This window comes from Corallincola platygyrae (assembly GCF_039544265.1).
In the GTDB taxonomy this organism is placed as follows: domain Bacteria; phylum Pseudomonadota; class Gammaproteobacteria; order Enterobacterales; family Neiellaceae; genus Corallincola; species Corallincola platygyrae.
The window spans coordinates 125,249-142,918 of sequence record NZ_BAABLI010000005.1; the positions used below are offsets into that span (position 1 = coordinate 125,249).

15 protein-coding genes are annotated in these 17,670 nt (G+C 50.4%); 11 read left to right on the forward strand and 4 right to left on the reverse strand.

The features are described 5' to 3' along the window. Positions 1–2 precede the first annotated feature (2 nt). From ABEA14_RS03210 to dinB, 3 genes are all read left to right on the forward strand, one after another. On the forward strand, positions 3–1,037 hold the full coding sequence (locus ABEA14_RS03210) for an FAD:protein FMN transferase (RefSeq protein WP_345338401.1): 1,035 nt from the start codon (positions 3–5) through the stop codon (positions 1,035–1,037). A gap of 4 nt (positions 1,038–1,041) precedes the next feature. Further along, a complete protein-coding gene (gene nqrM / locus ABEA14_RS03215; protein ID WP_345338402.1) occupies positions 1,042–1,266 on the forward strand; it encodes a (Na+)-NQR maturation NqrM in 225 nt (74 codons plus the stop codon). Between the two features lie 118 nt (positions 1,267–1,384). Then, positions 1,385–2,476, forward strand: a complete 1,092-nt coding sequence (gene dinB / locus ABEA14_RS03220; protein ID WP_345338403.1) for a DNA polymerase IV — start codon at positions 1,385–1,387, stop codon at positions 2,474–2,476. A gap of 339 nt (positions 2,477–2,815) precedes the next feature. On the opposite strand, the gene ABEA14_RS03225 is transcribed toward dinB, so the two are convergent. Further along, positions 2,816–4,276: an aminoacyl-histidine dipeptidase gene (locus tag ABEA14_RS03225; protein WP_345338404.1), complete on the reverse strand. Its 1,461-nt coding sequence runs from the start codon at positions 4,274–4,276 to the stop codon at positions 2,816–2,818. Between the two features lie 373 nt (positions 4,277–4,649). On the opposite strand from ABEA14_RS03225, the gene ABEA14_RS03230 reads away from it, so the two are divergent. The 3 genes from ABEA14_RS03230 to ABEA14_RS03240 are packed head-to-tail and all read left to right on the forward strand — an operon-like array spanning position 4,650 to position 7,780. After that, positions 4,650–6,017, forward strand: coding sequence for an NCS2 family permease (locus ABEA14_RS03230; RefSeq protein WP_345338405.1), 1,368 nt, complete (start codon positions 4,650–4,652; stop codon positions 6,015–6,017). Positions 6,018–6,026: 9 nt separating this feature from the next. After that, a complete protein-coding gene (gene gpt / locus ABEA14_RS03235) occupies positions 6,027–6,509 on the forward strand; it encodes a xanthine phosphoribosyltransferase (protein ID WP_345338406.1) in 483 nt (160 codons plus the stop codon). Between the two features lie 23 nt (positions 6,510–6,532). Next, on the forward strand, positions 6,533–7,780 hold the full coding sequence (locus ABEA14_RS03240; RefSeq protein WP_345338407.1) for an alpha/beta fold hydrolase: 1,248 nt from the start codon (positions 6,533–6,535) through the stop codon (positions 7,778–7,780). Here ABEA14_RS03240 and ABEA14_RS03245 read toward each other — a convergent pair. Continuing rightward, entirely contained in the window at positions 7,761–9,257 is a 1,497-nt protein-coding gene (locus tag ABEA14_RS03245) for a GGDEF domain-containing protein (RefSeq protein ID WP_345338408.1), read from the reverse strand. The genes ABEA14_RS03240 and ABEA14_RS03245 overlap by 20 nt on opposite strands. Before the next feature lie 274 nt (positions 9,258–9,531). On the opposite strand from ABEA14_RS03245, the gene ABEA14_RS03250 reads away from it, so the two are divergent. The 3 genes from ABEA14_RS03250 to ABEA14_RS03260 all read left to right on the forward strand — a co-directional run bounded on the left by ABEA14_RS03250 (position 9,532) and on the right by ABEA14_RS03260 (position 12,672). Next, the gene (locus tag ABEA14_RS03250) at positions 9,532–10,179 is read left to right on the forward strand and encodes a tetratricopeptide repeat protein (protein ID WP_345338409.1); all 648 of its coding nucleotides are present in this window, start codon (positions 9,532–9,534) and stop codon (positions 10,177–10,179) included. Between the two features lie 100 nt (positions 10,180–10,279). Further along, positions 10,280–11,398, forward strand: coding sequence for a glutamate 5-kinase (gene proB, locus ABEA14_RS03255; protein ID WP_345338411.1), 1,119 nt, complete (start codon positions 10,280–10,282; stop codon positions 11,396–11,398). Between the two features lie 14 nt (positions 11,399–11,412). Then, the gene (locus ABEA14_RS03260) at positions 11,413–12,672 is read left to right on the forward strand and encodes a glutamate-5-semialdehyde dehydrogenase (RefSeq protein ID WP_345338412.1); all 1,260 of its coding nucleotides are present in this window, start codon (positions 11,413–11,415) and stop codon (positions 12,670–12,672) included. 73 nt (positions 12,673–12,745) lie between these two features. Here the strand turns inward: ABEA14_RS03260 and ABEA14_RS03265 are convergent, their stop codons facing one another. Further along, complete coding sequence (locus tag ABEA14_RS03265) at positions 12,746–13,621, reverse strand: U32 family peptidase (RefSeq protein ID WP_345338413.1); 876 nt, start codon at positions 13,619–13,621, stop codon at positions 12,746–12,748. 13 nt (positions 13,622–13,634) lie between these two features. Further along, complete coding sequence (gene ubiU, locus ABEA14_RS03270; RefSeq protein WP_345338414.1) at positions 13,635–14,630, reverse strand: ubiquinone anaerobic biosynthesis protein UbiU; 996 nt, start codon at positions 14,628–14,630, stop codon at positions 13,635–13,637. 133 nt (positions 14,631–14,763) lie between these two features. Between ubiU and ubiT the strand changes: the two genes are divergently transcribed. Together ubiT and ABEA14_RS03280 are read left to right on the forward strand one after the other, a co-directional pair. Then, positions 14,764–15,279: a ubiquinone anaerobic biosynthesis accessory factor UbiT gene (gene ubiT, locus ABEA14_RS03275; protein ID WP_345338415.1), complete on the forward strand. Its 516-nt coding sequence runs from the start codon at positions 14,764–14,766 to the stop codon at positions 15,277–15,279. 194 nt (positions 15,280–15,473) lie between these two features. Continuing rightward, complete coding sequence (locus ABEA14_RS03280) at positions 15,474–17,606, forward strand: alpha-amylase family glycosyl hydrolase (RefSeq protein WP_345338416.1); 2,133 nt, start codon at positions 15,474–15,476, stop codon at positions 17,604–17,606. Positions 17,607–17,670: the final 64 nt, after the last annotated feature.

Below are 17,670 nucleotides of genomic sequence, written 5' to 3' on the forward strand. Positions count from 1 at the left end.
GAATGGTCTTAAGATCACTGACAAAATGGCTGGCCCTGTTCGGGCTGGCCTTTTTTATCTCTGGGTGCAACCCAGAGCCAAATGCCAAAGATGCTATCCGTCTGACGGGCAGCACCATGGGCACTTTTTATCATATTACTTTGGTATCTGAGCAGCCCGTAGATCCTGTCAGTTTGCAGGCGAAGATCGATCAGCGTTTAGAGTTGGTCAATGACCAGATGTCGACCTACCGACCAGACTCTGAAATAAGCCAGTTCAATCGCCAGGCCAGCACTGATCCTTACACTGTGTCTGTTGAAACAGCTGCAGTATTTCAGGAAGCGCTGCGATTGGGAGCGCTGACCCATGGAGCCCTGGATGTGACGGTGGGCCCATTGGTTAACCTGTGGGGGTTTGGTCCTCAGGCAAGGCCGGAAGAGATACCTACTGATAAGGAGATCGCTCAAGCCAAGTCTTTGACCGGATTTCAAAGGCTTCATGTCGTCTCTGATACTCAGGTCCAGAAAGAGCTACCAAATCTATACGTTGACCTATCTTCTATTGCCAAGGGGCATGGCGTGGATGCAGTTGCAGAGCTACTTGAGGTTGAAGGGATAAACAATTATTTGGTTGAGATTGGCGGCGAGCTCAGAACGCGAGGCGTCAATGCTCACGGTATGCCCTGGCGTATTGCTGTGGAGAAACCCGATACGCAGGAGCGAGCAGTGCAGCGTATCATTCAGCCGGGCGCCCATGCGGTGGCTACTTCGGGCGATTATCGCAACTACTTTGAAGACAACGGTGTCCGCTATTCACATACCATAGACCCGCAGACCGGTGCGCCGATAAACCACCGACTGGTATCTGTGACCGTGGTTGCTGAAAGCTGCATGACCGCTGATGGTCTGGCAACAGCATTGATGGTAATGGGCCCTGAAGAGAGCCGCGACTTTGCTGAGTTGCACAAGTTGCCTGTGCTGATGATAGTAAAGACGGATGAGGGCTTTATGGAGTACACTAGCCCGCAGTTTGAACAGTATTTAGCATCACAGGGGTGAAGCAATGCAGGTATTTCTACTCACTTTTGGCATGTTGATGCTGGTTGTTGCGGCAATGGCGATTGGCTATCTGGTGCAACGTAAGAAGATTTCAGGCAGCTGTGGCGGTATCGCATCGCTGGGCATAGACAAAGTCTGTGACTGCCCGGAGCCTTGTGAAAAACGCCGTAAACGCGAAGCCAAGGAAGCACGTCGACAAGAGATGCTGGAGAAGCATCGCATCATTTAAACGTCCACTATCTGGATTAAACAATAAAAGCACCGAAAGGTGCTTTTATTGTTTATGGGGCGCGACACTTTATGAAAATCTTTCTAGGCAAATTCATATCCTCTTAAGTATACTGTTTATGTATACAGTGTTTGGGTGGGGTATGTCGGATAAAGCGAGAAAGATTATCCATGTCGATATGGATTGCTTCTACGCAGCGGTAGAAGTCCGTGACAATCCCACCTTAGTTGGTAAACCGGTTGCTGTGGGGGGAGAATCTGATCGGCGAGGGGTGATTGCCACTTGCAACTATGAAGCGAGAAAGTTTGGTGTACGCTCAGCAATGGCCACAGCAACGGCAGTCAGGCAGTGCCCACAACTTATATTGGTAAAGCCCAGGTTTCAGGTTTACAAGGCTGTATCCAGGCAAATCCACGCCATCTTCCACCGCTATACAGAGTTGATTGAGCCGCTATCTCTGGATGAAGCCTATCTGGATGTATCTGATTGTGAGAGCTACCGTGGCAGCGCCACCTTGATTGCCGAAGCGATCCGCAGAGAGATTTTTGAAGAAACCGGTCTGACAGCGTCAGCCGGTGTTGCGCCGAATAAATTCATTGCCAAGGTCGCCAGCGACCAAAACAAACCCAATGGCATTTGTGTCGTCGCGCCCGACGATGTCCCGGCGTTTGTGGAAGCCTTGCCTCTCCGAAAAATCCCTGGTGTGGGGCCGGTCACTGAACAGAAGCTGGCAGAATTGGGACTTAAGACCACGGCTGACGTACGTATGCAAACACCCAAGGTGCTACAAAAGTGGCTGGGGCGTTACGGTGATGTGCTTTGGAAGCGAAGCTTTGGTATCGACGAACGGCCCGTTGAAACCAGCAGGCTTCGACGTTCAGTGGGCGTCGAAACTACGCTAAGCGAAGATATTGGTTCGCTGCAGCAGTGTAAGTCAGTGCTTTCAGACTTATTACCTGAGTTAATTCAACGGTTGGACAAACATGACCCAAAGCGCAGGATCCATAAACAGGGCGTAAAGCTAAAATTTGCTGATTTCCAGCAAACCACTGTCGAGCAAACAACCACTGAGCTGAGACAAAGCCTGTTTCTGGCGTTAATGGATAAGGCGTTTGAAAGAGCTGATGGTCGAAAGATACGTTTGGTTGGGCTGAATGTTGGACTGCCAGAAGAAGAGGGGGAGGCGATACAGCTTCAGTTCGAGTGGTAGTTTGCATAGGGTCTGTTGACCTTTGCTGTTTGTTTTTGCAGCAATGTGTTGGCGATTTAGGCGAGGCAGAGGCTGTGAAGTTGAGTGGCCCTCAACAAATAGCCGATAACGAAGCATAAATCGCCAACAAATGCTGCCCCTTCTTTTGAAGGAAATGGGGTTCGTTGAAACACGCTTTGAGCTGCGTCACTCACTACTTTCTTAGATCGCTAAGTTACGTAGCTCATTTCTTGCTCAAAGCGTGTTTCATTCGAACAAAATCCATACATGAAAGGTCAACAGACCCTAATAAAAATCGGAGCCCTTAGGCTCCGATTTTTTGGTTATTAAGTTTGGCGATTAAGCCGCTTTAGGGATCGCTTTTAACACGCCCTGCAGCAGTGTCCAGTAATCATCGACACTGGCGATTTCTACCTTCTCATCAGGTGAGTGTGGGAACTTAATGGTTGGCCCAATAGAGACCATGTCCCAGTCAGGGTAGGCTGCTTTGAACAAACCGCACTCCAGGCCCGCGTGGATAACCATGATGTTTGGCGTGCTGCCAAACAGAGATTGGTAAGTCTCTCTGACCGTCGTCATTGCGACGGAGTCGGTGTTTGGTGCCCAGCCTGGATATGCGCCGTCAAACGACACGGTGGCACCAGCCAAGGCTGCGATAGCGGCATGTTGGTCAGCCACTTGCTGGCGGCCTGTGTCATCCAGCGAGCGGATAAGGCACTGAATGGAGACATTCGATTCTTCAGTTGTCACAACACCCAGGTTGGTCGATGTTTCAACGACGCCCTCGATGCTGTCACTCATACGAATCACACCATGGGGCAGGGCACAGACAAGGTTAAGCAGCTGAGTTGCTGAGCTTTCAGTGAAAGGCAATGCCGTTGTTTCGGTCTGCTCGACAGTGAGCGCCATGCTTGGCTCTTGCACTGCTAACAGCTTTGAATGTTGTGCGAAAAAGCGTTGAGCCGCTTCTGACAGCTCGGTTTGCTTGTCGGCATCGATTCGCAGTGTGGCGTCGGCCTCACGGGCTATCGCGTTGCGAAGACTGCCACCAGAAACAGTCACCAACTCGATATCGAATTGCTGGGACAGATGGCGGATCAATTGGCCCATCAGTTGATTGGCGCTGCCGCGGCCCAGGTGAATGTCGCAACCAGAGTGGCCACCTTTGAGGCCGCGAATGCTGAGTGCCAATGCCGCCTCTTTGCTAGTTACGGCTTTGCGCTCAATTGGCAGGTTTAAGTTGGCATCAACTCCGCCAGCACAGCCCATATACACTTCGCCGTTTTGTTCCGAGTCTGTATTGATCAGGATCTTGCCTTCAAACCAATCGGGTTTGAGGTTAAATGCGCCCGTCATGCCGGCTTCTTCATCAATCGTCAGCAGCACTTCCAGTGGGCCGTGAGCTATATCATCGCTATCAAGAACCGCCAGTGCAGAAGCCATACCGATGCCGTTGTCTGCACCCAGTGTTGTCCCTTCGGCTGTGACCCATTCACCATCTACGTAAGGACGGATCGGGTCAGTGGTAAAGTCATGGACAGTGTCGCTATTCTTTTGTGGCACCATATCGAGGTGCGCCTGCATGATTACCCCCTGACGATTTTCCATGCCTGAAGTCGCAGGCTTGCTTATTTTAAGGTTACCCGTGGCGTCCTCTTCAATTGCGAGGCCTTTTTCGTTAGCCCAGTGCTGGATCCAGCTGGAAAGCGCCTGTTCGTGTTTTGAAGGGTGAGGAATAGCGCAGATTTGACTGAAGAAATGCCAGATTGGGCTGGCTTTGGTTGCTGCTAGTTGATTCACTGAGTTCTCCTTATCGGCATCGCTCTGCCGTTAGGGCAATACTACGAGAGTGGAAAATCCAGCACCAGAGACTTGGGTCAACTCAGCGGCGGAATAAATAGCAATAATGTAAAGCTGTGATCACATAGGTTGGCATGGGTGACGCATGTTTGGTTATTTGTTGACTGATATCAACCGTGACAGTTGCACCCTTGCGTTAGATCGCGATAATGGCGCTCCATCAGCGGTGCATGATTTAACGCTCGCGAAACATTCAATCCTCATCTATATCTAGATTGGCCTTGGATTGAAGATAAATAAGAATAATCGAGACCTGACAGCCTCTGGCTGCCAGGCTTTTTTGATAACTGCGTGAAAGAACAGGAAGCAGAAGATGCTTGAGAAGTTGTTTAAGTTAGCAGAGCACAAAACCGATGTGAGGACCGAGGTAATTGCCGGTTTGACCACGTTTTTGACCATGGCTTACATCATTTTTGTAAACCCAACCATTTTGTCTATTGCAGGCATGGACCATGGTTCGGTTTTCGTCGCTACCTGTTTGGCTGCTGCCGTTGGCTGTTTTGTCATGGGGCTAGTTGCTAACTACCCCATCGCGCTCGCGCCGGGTATGGGGTTGAATGCATTCTTCACCTTCTCTGTCGTTATCGGTATGGGCCACACGTGGAATGTTGCATTAGGCGCCGTCTTCCTGTCAGGTGTCTTGTTCGTGTTGCTGAGCCTGTTCAAAGTGCGCGAATGGATTATCAATTCCATACCCAAGACGCTAAGAATGGGCATTGGTGCTGGTATCGGTTTGTTTCTTGGCCTCATTGCGCTTAAAAACGCAGGTGTCATTGTTGCGAGTGATGCAACCCTGGTGACTTTGGTTCTGTCTTTAACGCCTGAACAATTGGTAGATATGACGGCCAAATTGCGCGAGGTGAACCCTTTCCAATCTGACCTATTGCTATCTGCGAGCCTGGCGGCGCTTGGTTTCTTTATCATCATTGGCCTTGAATCCCGCAAGATTAAAGGCGGGGTGATGATTGGTATTCTGGTTGTGACGCTACTCGGGGTTATTTTCGACGATATGATCTCTTACCAAGGGATCGTAAGTGCACCGCCAAGCATGGCACCGACTTTCTTACAGCTTGATATTACAGGCGCCTTTGAAGTTGCCATGATATCTGTGATTTTTACTCTGCTATTTGTTGACCTGTTTGACACTGCCGGTACGCTGACCGCGGTTGCTCAACGCGGTAACCTCACAGATGAAAAAGGTAATCTGCCAAGGCTGAACCGGGCGCTACTCGCTGACTCGACTGCGACAGTGGCGGGTTCATTACTGGGTACTTCCAGCACAACCAGCTACATTGAAAGTGGTGCAGGTGTGGAAGAGGGTGGTCGTACAGGTCTTACTGCGGTTGTTGTCGGTGTCTTATTCTTATTGGCGCTGTTTTTTGCGCCGTTAGCCGGCATGGTGCCTGCATATGCAACTGCCGCGGCTTTGTTCTACGTTGCTGTTCTGATGTTGTCTGGTCTGAGAGATGTTGAGTGGAAGGATATCACTGAAGCTGCTCCGGCGGCCGTCATTGCTATCATTATGCCGCTTTCATTCTCTATTGCTCACGGTATTGCCGTGGGTTTTGTTTCGTACGCAGCGATAAAAGTGCTCGCAGGCCGTTACAGAGACATTAACGTTGCTGTTTGGGTCCTAGCGGCACTATCAGCAATCAAGCTGGTTCACACTCACTTATTTTAAGAGAACTGTATGAGTTTCAAAACCAACAAAGAGTTTTTCGTCTCATGGGAAGAGTTTCACCGAGCCACTAGGGAGTTGGCACACCGCCAGCTTCCAGCTAATCAGTGGAAAGGTATTATCGCAGTGACGCGTGGTGGATTGGTGCCTGCGGGCATTTTGGCCAGAGAGTTGAATATTCGTTATATCGATACCGTGTGTATCTCCAGCTATGACCATGACTCTCAACGTGAACTGAAAGTACTGAAAGGTGCAGAGACTCCAGACGGCGAAGGCTTCTTGGTGGTGGATGATCTGGTGGATACCGGTGAAACCGCAAAAGCAATTCGTGAGATGTTCCCTAAAGCCAAATTTGTCACTGTATACGCTAAACCACAGGGACGCCCTTTGGTCGATGAGTATGTTGCAGATGTGGAGCAGGAAACCTGGATCCAGTTCCCTTGGGATATGCAGCTGAACTACATCGCTCCTATCGCAGAGTCCGAGGGCAAGTAAAAAAAGCGGAGGTAGTACCCGATATGGTCCATAGGCCGGCAATGGATATGAAAGAAGACTCGGTGGGTGCTCGCGCAGGTGTGCAGCGCAGCCGAGAAGCTGAAACATCCACGGTAAGTGGTAACCGAGATAAGGATTGGGTACCTCCAAAAGACCTGCACTGGTATAGAGAACACCGCTTTTTGCGTTGGATTCTTGCTGGTGCAGATCCCATCACCGTCCAAGAAGTTCTGGCCCGTATCGCGGCCTCAGATAACCCCAGAAGCTACGAACAGCTGCTTGATACCGTTGAAGGCTACCGCTCAGGTAACTGGGTCTATGAATGGAGCCAGGAAGCGGCCAAGTGCAGGGCTGAAGCAAAAGAACTTGAAGATGTCAGCCATCAGGATGCACGTGATGCACTGTTGCGGGCCTCGCTCTACTACACGATTGCCAGCTATCCCCACCTCCGTGATGACCACCTTGCTCTGGAAGCAAGAGTAAAAGCGAATCAAACCTACCGCTCAGCAGGCCGCTGGTTTGCATGCCCATTGCGCATACTCGAAGTGCCGTATAAAGGCCATAAAATCATAGGTAGCCTGCATCTGCCTCACGATGACTTTCCGCCGCCCGTGGTGATGGTATGTGGTGGGGGAGATGTCTTACAGAGTGGCTTCTTCCACCTGTTCGACAAAGTACTGCGACCGGCGGGTTTTGCCATGCTGACGGTCGATATGCCTGGGGTTGGTCACAGCGAGCGCTGGCCTATTAATGAAGATGTGTCCCGCTTGCACCAGGAAGTGTTGGAGTATCTGCCTAATTGCCCTTGGGTAGACGATAAACGTGTCGCCATGATCGGTATGCGTATGGGGGGCAATATTGCTACCCGGCTGGGATACCTCAGGCCTAACCTATTGCGTGCCGTCGTAAACATCGGTGGTCCCTTGCATCAGGTCTTCGTTAATGGTGACTTCACGTCAAAGATATCACCCATGCTCAAAGATCAGATTGCTTCACGGCTCTACTCTGATGCCACTGAGATGAAGAACTTTGCCGTGAAAGCGCAAACGTTTTCCTTGGTTCGGCAGGGGATTTTGTCGCGCAGGAGTCGCATCCCAATGTTAGCTGTTGGGATGGAAGGTGATGAGCAGTTTCCTGAGTCTGATATCAAACTGATGGTTCACGCTTCGCCAAATGGTGAACGCATTCGCGTCGAACGTGCCGATATGATCCATAGTATGGAGAATGCATTCTCGCAGAGCGTGGACTGGCTTAAGGCTCATATGAAGTAACGGAGACTCGATTGCCACCCTGCTTCTTGGCTTTTTGAAGGGTGGTGTTTGCCTGAGACAGCAGTTTCTCAATCACACACGGGCCCTGTGGAACTGCGGGTACGCAGCCAACGCTGATGGTTAATACCTTGTGTTCAGAATCAACATTAGCAATTTGCAGCTGGATGATCGCTTGAATCAGTTTTTCACCGACCACCTGAGCCCCAGGCTTGTCTGTATCGGTTAAAACAATGGCGAAAGTTGCACCACTGAGCCTGGCAACTAAGTCTGTCGCTCGATGCAAATTTCCTTCCAAGGTTCTTGCTACCTCTTTGAGTGCAGTATCGCCCATGGCAACACCATAGCGCTCGTTGAAACTCTTAAACATGTCTAAGTCGCACACACCAAAACAAAGGTTGGTGCCAAGCTGACTGGCTCTTGCCCACTCCTGGGCCAAAAACTCTTCTAACCTTTGTCGATTGGCCAAGCCGGTTAAGGTGTCTGTTTTGCTCAGTAACTCGACCTGGTGGGACAGCTTTAACAACTTGTTGTCTTGCAGCTGAATATGAGCCAAAAACTGGTTGCACTCCCTGACCAGCCCAAAGCTGTTGCCATTGAGTGTGACTGGGTGGTGATAGTCCGATTCCAGGTTACGCTGCTGCAGTGCCTGCTTGAGGGACTTCACTGGCGTAATAAACTGGCGGTGTACTAACACGGCCAGCAGAGTCAGGGCTAACACCCAACCAACTAGAAGCATAAGCTGAGCATTACCCAACCCCAGAGGGGGACTGGTTTCTGCTTTTACCTCCCAAAGCATAAGTGGGTTGCCATCAATATCATTAATCACCCAGCGCAACATACCAGAGGCTCGGACGGGTGAGCGTTGTTGATAAGGCTCCAGTGCCGCTGCGGCTCTGCGTAAGTTGGCTTGTGTATTTTTGTCGTGAAGCCAGATGACACGGGCGTTCTCCCCCTGCTCAGATTCCCACACGTCTATTCTTGTTGCAGTCCAGAGTTGTAGAGCAATCGCGCGGTAACCTGTCGCTGTGTGGGTATCGACGATCATCGCCGGGCCCGAAGGAGTATTAAACCAGCTTAGAGCGCTGTTTTTTTCACTATCTAAGCCATTCAGTAGCTGGCTTAGCAATAGCGTTAATCTGTCCTCTGTGATCCTGTTTCCCGAGTTTGGATCTATGCCCCAGGCCGCCACCAGCTTCTGGTCGGCATCCAATAACCAAGCAACGTTGTACCAGCGTGAGGCGTTATTATTTGGGGCTGACAAATCATCTGGGGTTAGGCGCTTGGCTTTTTCTGTAAGCAGAGAATGTTCTGCATTGAGTAATAGCCGATAGCGCTCGAGCTGGGCGCGGTCCAACTGGTCTGTTGCACTGATTTGAGCGGGCTGAAACCAGAGCACTCTCACTGACAAGAGAGTCAGTAATCCTAGTGAGAATGCCAGTACAAACAGGCCGATTAGCCTAACGGTTATCTTGGTCATGGATTAAATCCAATTAGGTTACTGCTTAACTATAGCGTCTTAATTAATTTCTTGAACTAAAACGTGCACTTAGCGACTTTCAATCGCGCTGGTTTGATGCGCATGCCTCGTTTTTGGGCGCAAACAGTGTGCGGTTCGCACAGATTCAAGTCAGGTCGTTAGGATTTTCGTTAGTGTCATACCAGTGTCATCCGGCTTTTTTAGCCTTGGCTCGTTTATTGCTGTCAGTAAATTTTACACTTCTGTTTGGAAAGGACAAATAAGCGAGGATTGCATGAAGTATTGTCTTAGTATTCGTCACGTTAGTGTTTTCTTAGTATCTCTATTTTTTCTATCAATTACGGCGGTGAATGCTGCCGATCATCAAGCCCTTGATGGGTACCAGCTGCCGGATCTATCTAACTGGTGTAGCTTGCGCCAAAAGGAGTTGAGCTGTGCTTCGATCCATGAACAGCTTGCTCTGCAGGGGATCTCGGGTTCGGCTTTTTGGATGGGTAAAGTCAGCGCCGAAGGGGCTTTTGGCGAAGGCGACTTCAAAACGGCTGCACATTGGTACAGCGTCGCAGCAGAAGATGATCACCCTAAAGCGATCGGAGAGTTGGCGCTGCTCTATTACCACGGTGCTGGGGTAGAAAAAGATTATCAGCTGGCGGCAGAGTTGCTGCGAAGAAGTGCGGATCGTGGCGAAGTAGAGGCATTGTGGCACTTGGGGCGTATGTACCATTTTGGTCGGGGTGTGCCGCAAGACCATGCTCAGGCGTTTGACTATTTTAAGCAGGCCGCTGAGAAGGGATCTGCCGCGGCAGCACATACACTTAGCTTCTATTATCAAAACGGCATCGGCATCGAAGTCGATAAAAAGTCAGCCATGTACTGGCGGTATCGCGCCATGTTTACTCAGCAAAATCCAACCTTTGGTTAAAACTTCCTCCGTTCCTGCTATTGCCAGCCAAGGGTGACTCGCAGTATCCTGCGGAGTCCCTCTTCGGTAAAGAAGGCTTTACAGTTAATAGCAGGAACGGATGGTCGAAATCTCCTCAAAATACCCTAGGGTAGTTGTCAAGCTCGGCACCAGTGTGTTAACGGGCGGCAGTCTGGCGTTAGACCGTGCGCACATGGTCGAATTAGTCAGGCAGATCGCTCACCTGCACAAATCTGGGTGTGATGTAGTGCTGGTCTCATCGGGAGCCATCGCCGCCGGGCGTGAGCACCTGGGGTTCCCAACCTTAGGCAATAACGTTGCTGCTAAACAGATGCTTGCAGCTGTGGGTCAAAGTCAGCTAATTCAGTCGTGGGAGCAGTTGTTCAACATCTATGGCTTGCATGTCGGCCAGATCCTGCTGACCCGCGCTGATCTTGAGGATCGAGAGCGATTCCTAAACGCTCAGGACACACTAAAGACCCTGCTTAAACATCGCATTGTTCCAGTTATCAATGAAAACGATGCGGTGGCGACGGCTGAAATAAAGGTTGGGGACAACGATAACCTTTCCGCTTTAGCTGCGATTCTAGCAGACGCCGACCTTTTACTCTTGCTAACGGATCAGCCAGGCCTGTTTACGGCAGATCCCAGAAGTAACCCTGATGCCAAGTTGATTCGCGAGGTCGAGACGATCGATGAGACGCTGCGAAGCATTGCGGGCGATAGTGTGTCGGGTTTAGGGACTGGAGGCATGGCCACGAAACTGCAAGCCGCGGATGTCGCCAGACGTGCCGGAATCGAAGTGGTGATCGCTGCTGGGCATCATCCAGAAGTTATTGTGGGGGCAAGCCAGGGCGAGTCAGTTGGTACGCGCTTTTTAGCTCACCCAACACCGCTTGAGGCACGTAAACAATGGCTATTTGCTGGTCCCAAGAGCAGTGGGCGTTTAACGCTGGATGCCGGTGCGGTAAAAGCGATATGTGAAAAAGGCTCTAGTTTGCTGCCAGCAGGCATTATGTCGCTGGACGGCAAATTTGCACGGGGCACCTTGGTCACCATGTGTGATGAGCAGGGGGCTGAGGTCGCTCGTGGAATTAGCCGTTACGGTGAGGGCGATCTTCGCCAGATTATCGGCTGCCACTCAGAACAAATTTGTGAACGATTACAGGTACATTACGGCCCAGTTATTGTCCATCGTGACGATCTGGTGCTGGTTTAATTGCAGAGGATGCGATGAGCGAATTGCAACAATTGGGTCAGCAGGCAAAAGTCGCCAGCTACCAACTGGCTACGGCCAAAACTGAATCTAAAAACAAGGCGCTGTTGGCTATTGCCGATGGCCTGAAGACTCGTCAGGAAGAGATCCTGGCTGCAAACAAACAAGATATTGATGCCGGCAGAGCCAATGGTCTGACCGAAGCGCTGCTGGACCGTCTGTTGTTAGACGAGTCACGTTTGGCAGCCATAGCTGCAGATGTTCGCAGTGTTGTCGAGTTGCCTGATCCAGTAGGAGAAGTTCTGGAAGGACGCTTACTGGAGAATGGTTTGCGTTTGAGCCGTCGACGCATCCCCGTAGGTGTGATGGGTGTTATTTACGAAGCGCGCCCAAATGTGACCATTGATGTCGCTGTGCTGGCATTGAAAACTGGCAATGCAGCTATCCTGCGCGGTGGTAAAGAGACCGTAAACTCGAACCTGGTTCTGACAAAGGTGATTCAGGATGCTCTGGCCGAAGTGGGTTTGCCGCAACATGCCGTGCAGTACATCGAAAATCCTGATCGCGCTTTGGTGTCTGAACTGCTGCGTCTTGACCAGTATGTCGACATGATTATTCCTCGTGGCGGCGCGGGTCTGCACCGCCTGTGCAAAGAGCAGAGTACGATTCCTGTTATCACAGGCGGGATTGGCATCTGTCACCTGTTTGTTGATGCGAGTGCAGAGTTGGATCGCGTGGTAGACGTGGTTGAAAACGCAAAAGTTCAACGTCCAAGCGTTTGTAATGCGCTTGATACCCTGTTGGTACATGAGGCGGTGGCGGCTGAACTGTTGCCGAAAGTGGCTGCACGTTTGGCTGAGTCTGGCGTTGAATTACGCGCTTGCGATAAGAGCCTGCCCGTTCTGGCAGATTGCGATGTGAATGCGGTACCGGCTGGACCTGAAGATTTTGACCAGGAATGGCTGGCGTTGATTTTGGGCGTGAAGGTGGTTTCCGGTCTTGATGAAGCTTTGATGCATATTCGTGAGCACAGCAGTGAGCACTCAGACGGTATTCTCACCAATGACATGGCGAATGCAACCGCCTTTGTAAACAGCGTGACTTCTGCCGCTGTCTATGTAAATGCGTCTACGCGCTTTACCGACGGCAGCCAGTTTGGCCTCGGTGCTGAAGTGGCTGTGAGCACGCAAAAACTGCATGCCCGAGGCCCTATGGGGCTCAAAGAATTAACCACTTATAAGTGGGTGATTGAGGGTGACTATACCGTTCGAGGCTAGTTGCTTGTTGATATAAGAAAAGGCGCCATTGAGGCGCCTTTTTTGGTTTAAAGTAATACTCCGGCCATCAGTATCAAAGCTGGTCCATACCGGCGACCTTGTGCCAGTAGCCGTTACACTCCTGCTTTGTCAGTGGTTCAAACGCTGGCGCCTCCAGCTGTTGCTTAAATGCAGTCACCACGGGAGCGATATCCAGTTGTTCAGGGCTGATGCGGGCAATGTCGACAAACTCCGCCATGGTGGGCATCTCATTCTTGAGGTTGTAGCTCAAGCCTGATTGAGTTTCCAAGCCATTGAGCGTAAACAGACGTTCACCTTCCTGACTATCGACGCCGCGGCCTTGTGGGTAGTTGATACAGCATTTCTCACACTTATCTTTAGGTCTGTCTTCAGAACGAGCGGTAAAGCAGCGCGCTGAATAAGCCAGTGGCAAGTGGCCGTGGGCCTGAACTTCCACTTCGAACTGCTCCCTGATCCCTTCCTGTTTGGCTTCATCCAGTAGGGTGCGCAGCCACTCTGATGATAACTCGACGGGCATTACCCAACGGCTCATGCCCATGCTAAGTAATCGTTTTAGTGCGGAAAGGTTGTAGCAGTTGATTTGGCTACCTACCACGAACGGCAGTTTTCGCTCGTGCATCTGTTGCACCGCCGCCATATCATTGGCTTCAACCAACAGATCGCCGTTATCACAGTATCGGCTAAGCTCTGATAACTCAGATGGCGCCGATATCAGGGCTAACGTCGACAGCACGATCTGTTTATCACTGTTATCTGCAAGTGATTTGGCCAGCTCAATCCAGTCTGGCGTTGTCAGTTCTCGGCGCTTGCTGCAGACAACTTCGCCGAGATAGATGATATCTGCATCAGAATTAATGGCATTGTCATAAAACTCAGCAATATCTTGTTTTGGCCAAAAGTAACGGACCGGTCCCAATGAAATTTTCACGTTGTTTTCCTCGTTACTGCCATGCTCTGTGATACGGCCCCAAAGTGGTTTGGTAACCCTCTGCCAACTCGCCCAGCGCTTCCATGCTGCCAGCATCTGGTTTGTAGTCTTTGCCTTTTGCTTTTGCTTCGTCGATAGCCTGGCGCCAAGCCTGCGTTACTTGAGCTACATAAGCCGGGCTGCGCTGGCGTCCTTCAATTTTTACTGCAGAGATACCAGCTTCCAGCAGGTCTGGCAATAAAGCCAAAGTATTGAGGCTGGTGGGCTCTTCCAGTACATGGTATCTCTGATTGTCGACGTCGAAGCGCCCCTTACACAGGGTCGGGTAACCCGCATGTTCATCATCACCAAAACGATCTATGAGCACGTTATTGAGGCGCACATCCAGCTGGTTTTCCTTTGGCTCCCAGCGAACAAACTTCGCGGGTGAGCAGGCTCCAACCGTGTTAGGGCTTTCACCTGTCATATAGGAGCTGAGGTAGCAGCGCCCCTCAGACATGATGCATAAACTACCAAACGCGAAGACTTCGAGTTCCAGGTCCGTAGCACTCGCCAGTTGCTTCACCTGCTTTATCGATAACACACGAGGCAATACGACCCTTGTTACTCCAAACTGCTGCTCATACATGCGAATTGCGTCAGCGCTGGTGGCTGAGGCTTGCACTGACAGGTGGAGCTCTGCATCTGGATACTTATTGCTGGCATAGTCGAGTACGCCGATATCGGCAAGTATCAGGGCGTCAACACCACTGCCAACGGCTGCATCGACGGCATACTGCCAGCGCTTCTCTGCCCCAGGATGGGCAAAGGTGTTGATGGCGATTTGTGCGCGCTTGCCATGCTGATGGGCGTATGCAATCCCTTGTTCTAATCGCTTTTCATTGAAGTTCAAGCCAGCGAAATGGCGAGCATTGGTATCATCTTTCAGCCCCAGATAAACAGCATCTGCGCCGTGATCAATTGCGGTCTTCAAAGCGGGCAGAGTGCCCGCAGGACAAAGCAGTTCCATCTTTACTTCTCTAAGCCGAACATGGAGATGGATTGTAAGGAGTGGGGGGTGACACAGGCTTGACCTGAGGCAGTTTTTGCTAGGCTAACGATGTTTATACTGCCGGACATTAATTAAAAGTAAGGGGAAATCGATGTTACCCATTCGCATCAGGCACTGGATTGTGAGCAATGGCCCGACACTCGCAAGCCGACCTTTGAACCTGACACCATTTGCACTTTATAGACCTCTCATTGATCAGCTGCTTAAGACCCTTCTGGCAGAGCCTATTACCGAGGGAGAGTTGGACTTCTTGGAAGGACGTTGGCTGCAGGTTTCGATTTCTGACTTGAACTTGTCTTTTGCCGTGTCGGTTAATCAAGGACAGTTGTGTGTTTCACGTCAACGTACCGACAGTGATGTGTGCTTTTCTGCTGAGTTTAATGATCTGCTTTTGGTTGCTGCCCGCCGACAGGACCCTGACACGCTATTTTTTCAACGAAAACTGGATATTAGCGGTGATACCGAGCTTGGATTAGAGGTAAAAAACCTTCTAGCGAGTCTGGATATGGAAGTTTTACCCGCTTGGATGCAAAAAAGCACTCAAAATGCTGCCAACTGGGTAGAACAGGCCCGCGAGCATGATAAAAAGGTAATGCAGCCTGCCTAATAAATATAAAAAACTGCACATATAATGACCGGCTACTATTGATTTTTAGGTTTGTTTTGTTCCATTGACCAAAGAAAGTGCTCTAGGTAACAGTTATTGAAGCTGGTCGATCTCTACTTTAGCTGCTTATGGTTAAATGCCTGTCAAATTTGTGACACCTGTAAAATTTTTGCGGCTAAAACAGAGGACGCAGTATGAAGTTCGAAAAGTCTTTGTTAGCGCTGGCATTGGCCGGCATTCTTACCGCTTGTGGCGGTGGCAGTAGCGGTGGCAGTGAGGATCCCGTTGACCCGCCTGTAGAGCCCCCTGTAGAGCCACCTATTGGTGAAGTTGTAGAGATATCTGTTGACCTGGCTAAGCGTCCACTGGATGAGCGCCTCTCTTGCTATAAAGCTTCTGGTGAAGAAGCCTGTAACCTGCGCATCTATCAGGTGATGGTTGAGTCTTTTATCGATGGTGACTCTAACTTTGACTACAACACTGGATATGGTAACAGTCATCACAAAGGCGACATTCAGGGCATTATTAATTCCCTTGACTACGTTCAGTCGCTGGGCATGAACGCTATCTGGTTAACGCCAGTCTTCCAATCTAATACCAGTGATGCCCGTTTGAACGCGACAGGCTACTTTGCCGGTGATTACTTCAGCATTGATAGTAACTTTGGTACTAAAGAGCAGCTACAGACACTGGTCGACGAAGCTCATGCTCGCGGCTTGTATGTATTCCTGGACGGCGTATTCGGACACCACAGCGGCAATACTGAAGGCTCACCTGAAGGTCGTTCACTAAGCACTGATGGTCCTGCTCAGGGTAGCGGTCAGGAAGCGGTTTACCCCGATGACCTGGACTTCTACATCGAGGTTGCTACCTATTGGGTTAAAGAACTGAAAATCGATGGTTGGCGTCTGGACCAAGCGTACCAGGTGCCGGTTCAGTATTGGGATAACATCCGAACTGCTGTTGAAGATGCATCTGCCACGGTAACTTACACCAATGCAGATGGTGAAGAGGTGAATCCTCTTGGCTACATGGTGGGTGAGATCTGGCGCAGTGCCAACGAGATCGCAGATCAAGGTTACGGTCCGGCTAGCTCTCCAGCGCTTTACTCTAACTTTGATTTCCCAACTCGCTACTCTATGGTTCAGACCTTTGGTGTAGAAGAGAGTGGAAATGGCGATCGCCCAGCAACTAATTTGGATTCTGGACTGCTTAACCTCTTGGCATACCCAGATCATGCTCAGCCAAACCTGATGATGGGTAACCACGACTTGGTGCGCTTTGGTGACCTGTTGGAACGTGGCGACCTTGCTTCTCCATCTGATGATGCTTATTGGGCGCGTCACAAAGCGGCCTTTGCCTTCATGGGAGCCTACTCAGGCCCAATTACTTTGTACTATAACGAAGAGATTGGTGCTGAAGTCCCAGGTTTTGCAGATCAAGTTGGCAACACTGTTTGTGCCGATCAAGGTTTGTGTGATGACCACGTTGCTCGTTCAAGTGCTCGTATTGAAGGCGTAGCCACTTTGGTTGGTGAAACACCAGTTGAGCTGAATGCACAAGAAGCGGATCTGAAAGACTTCGTTACCGATCTGATGACTGTTCGTGCGGCGAACCCAGCGCTTTATAACGGCTCTCGTACACACATCTATTCAGATGCGTATGTTTACATCGACCGTAAAGATGCTGGTGATAACAACGTGTTGGTAGTGATTAACACTAAAGACGTTGAAGCTAATATCACTCTTGCTGGCACTGCGATTGGTAGTGATGGTGACCTGATTGAACTGATCAGTGGTGGTACCGTTGCTCCGGCTGCGGGCGAATATGCGGTAACACTGCCTGCATTTGGCGTGGCGTATTATGATATTGCTTCTCCAACTGCTGAAGGTCCTCAACTGGGTACCGGTGATGATCTGACTGGTGAAGGTCCGCTGGCTGATTGTTCCGCGCCAGATGCCGGTGAAGCAGGTCCTCTGGGTGTCGATATGTTTATCCGAGGTACCTATGAAGGTGGTAACAACTTCGGTGCAACCCCAGATAGCCATAAGTTCAGCTACAAGGGTGACAGTATCTATCAGGTTGTTATCTCTGAAGAGGCCAATACAGCATTTAACTTCAAGTTCGCTTCGAGTGATTGGAGTTCAGAGTTTGCCGTTGAAAACTCTGGTGCGGTTACGATTGGTACTGAGCAGACAATGGCTGTAGCTGCTGGTGCCGGTACCGAGTCAAGCATCTTCCTCCCTGAATCAGGCGACTATGTATACAGCTTCCGTATCAATGGCGCGCTTGACGGCGGTGAGATGATGGTAAGTCTGTGTGAGTAATCACTGACGCTGACAGAAAAAAGGAGGTCATTCGACCTCCTTTTTTTATGCCTCAGCACTAGCA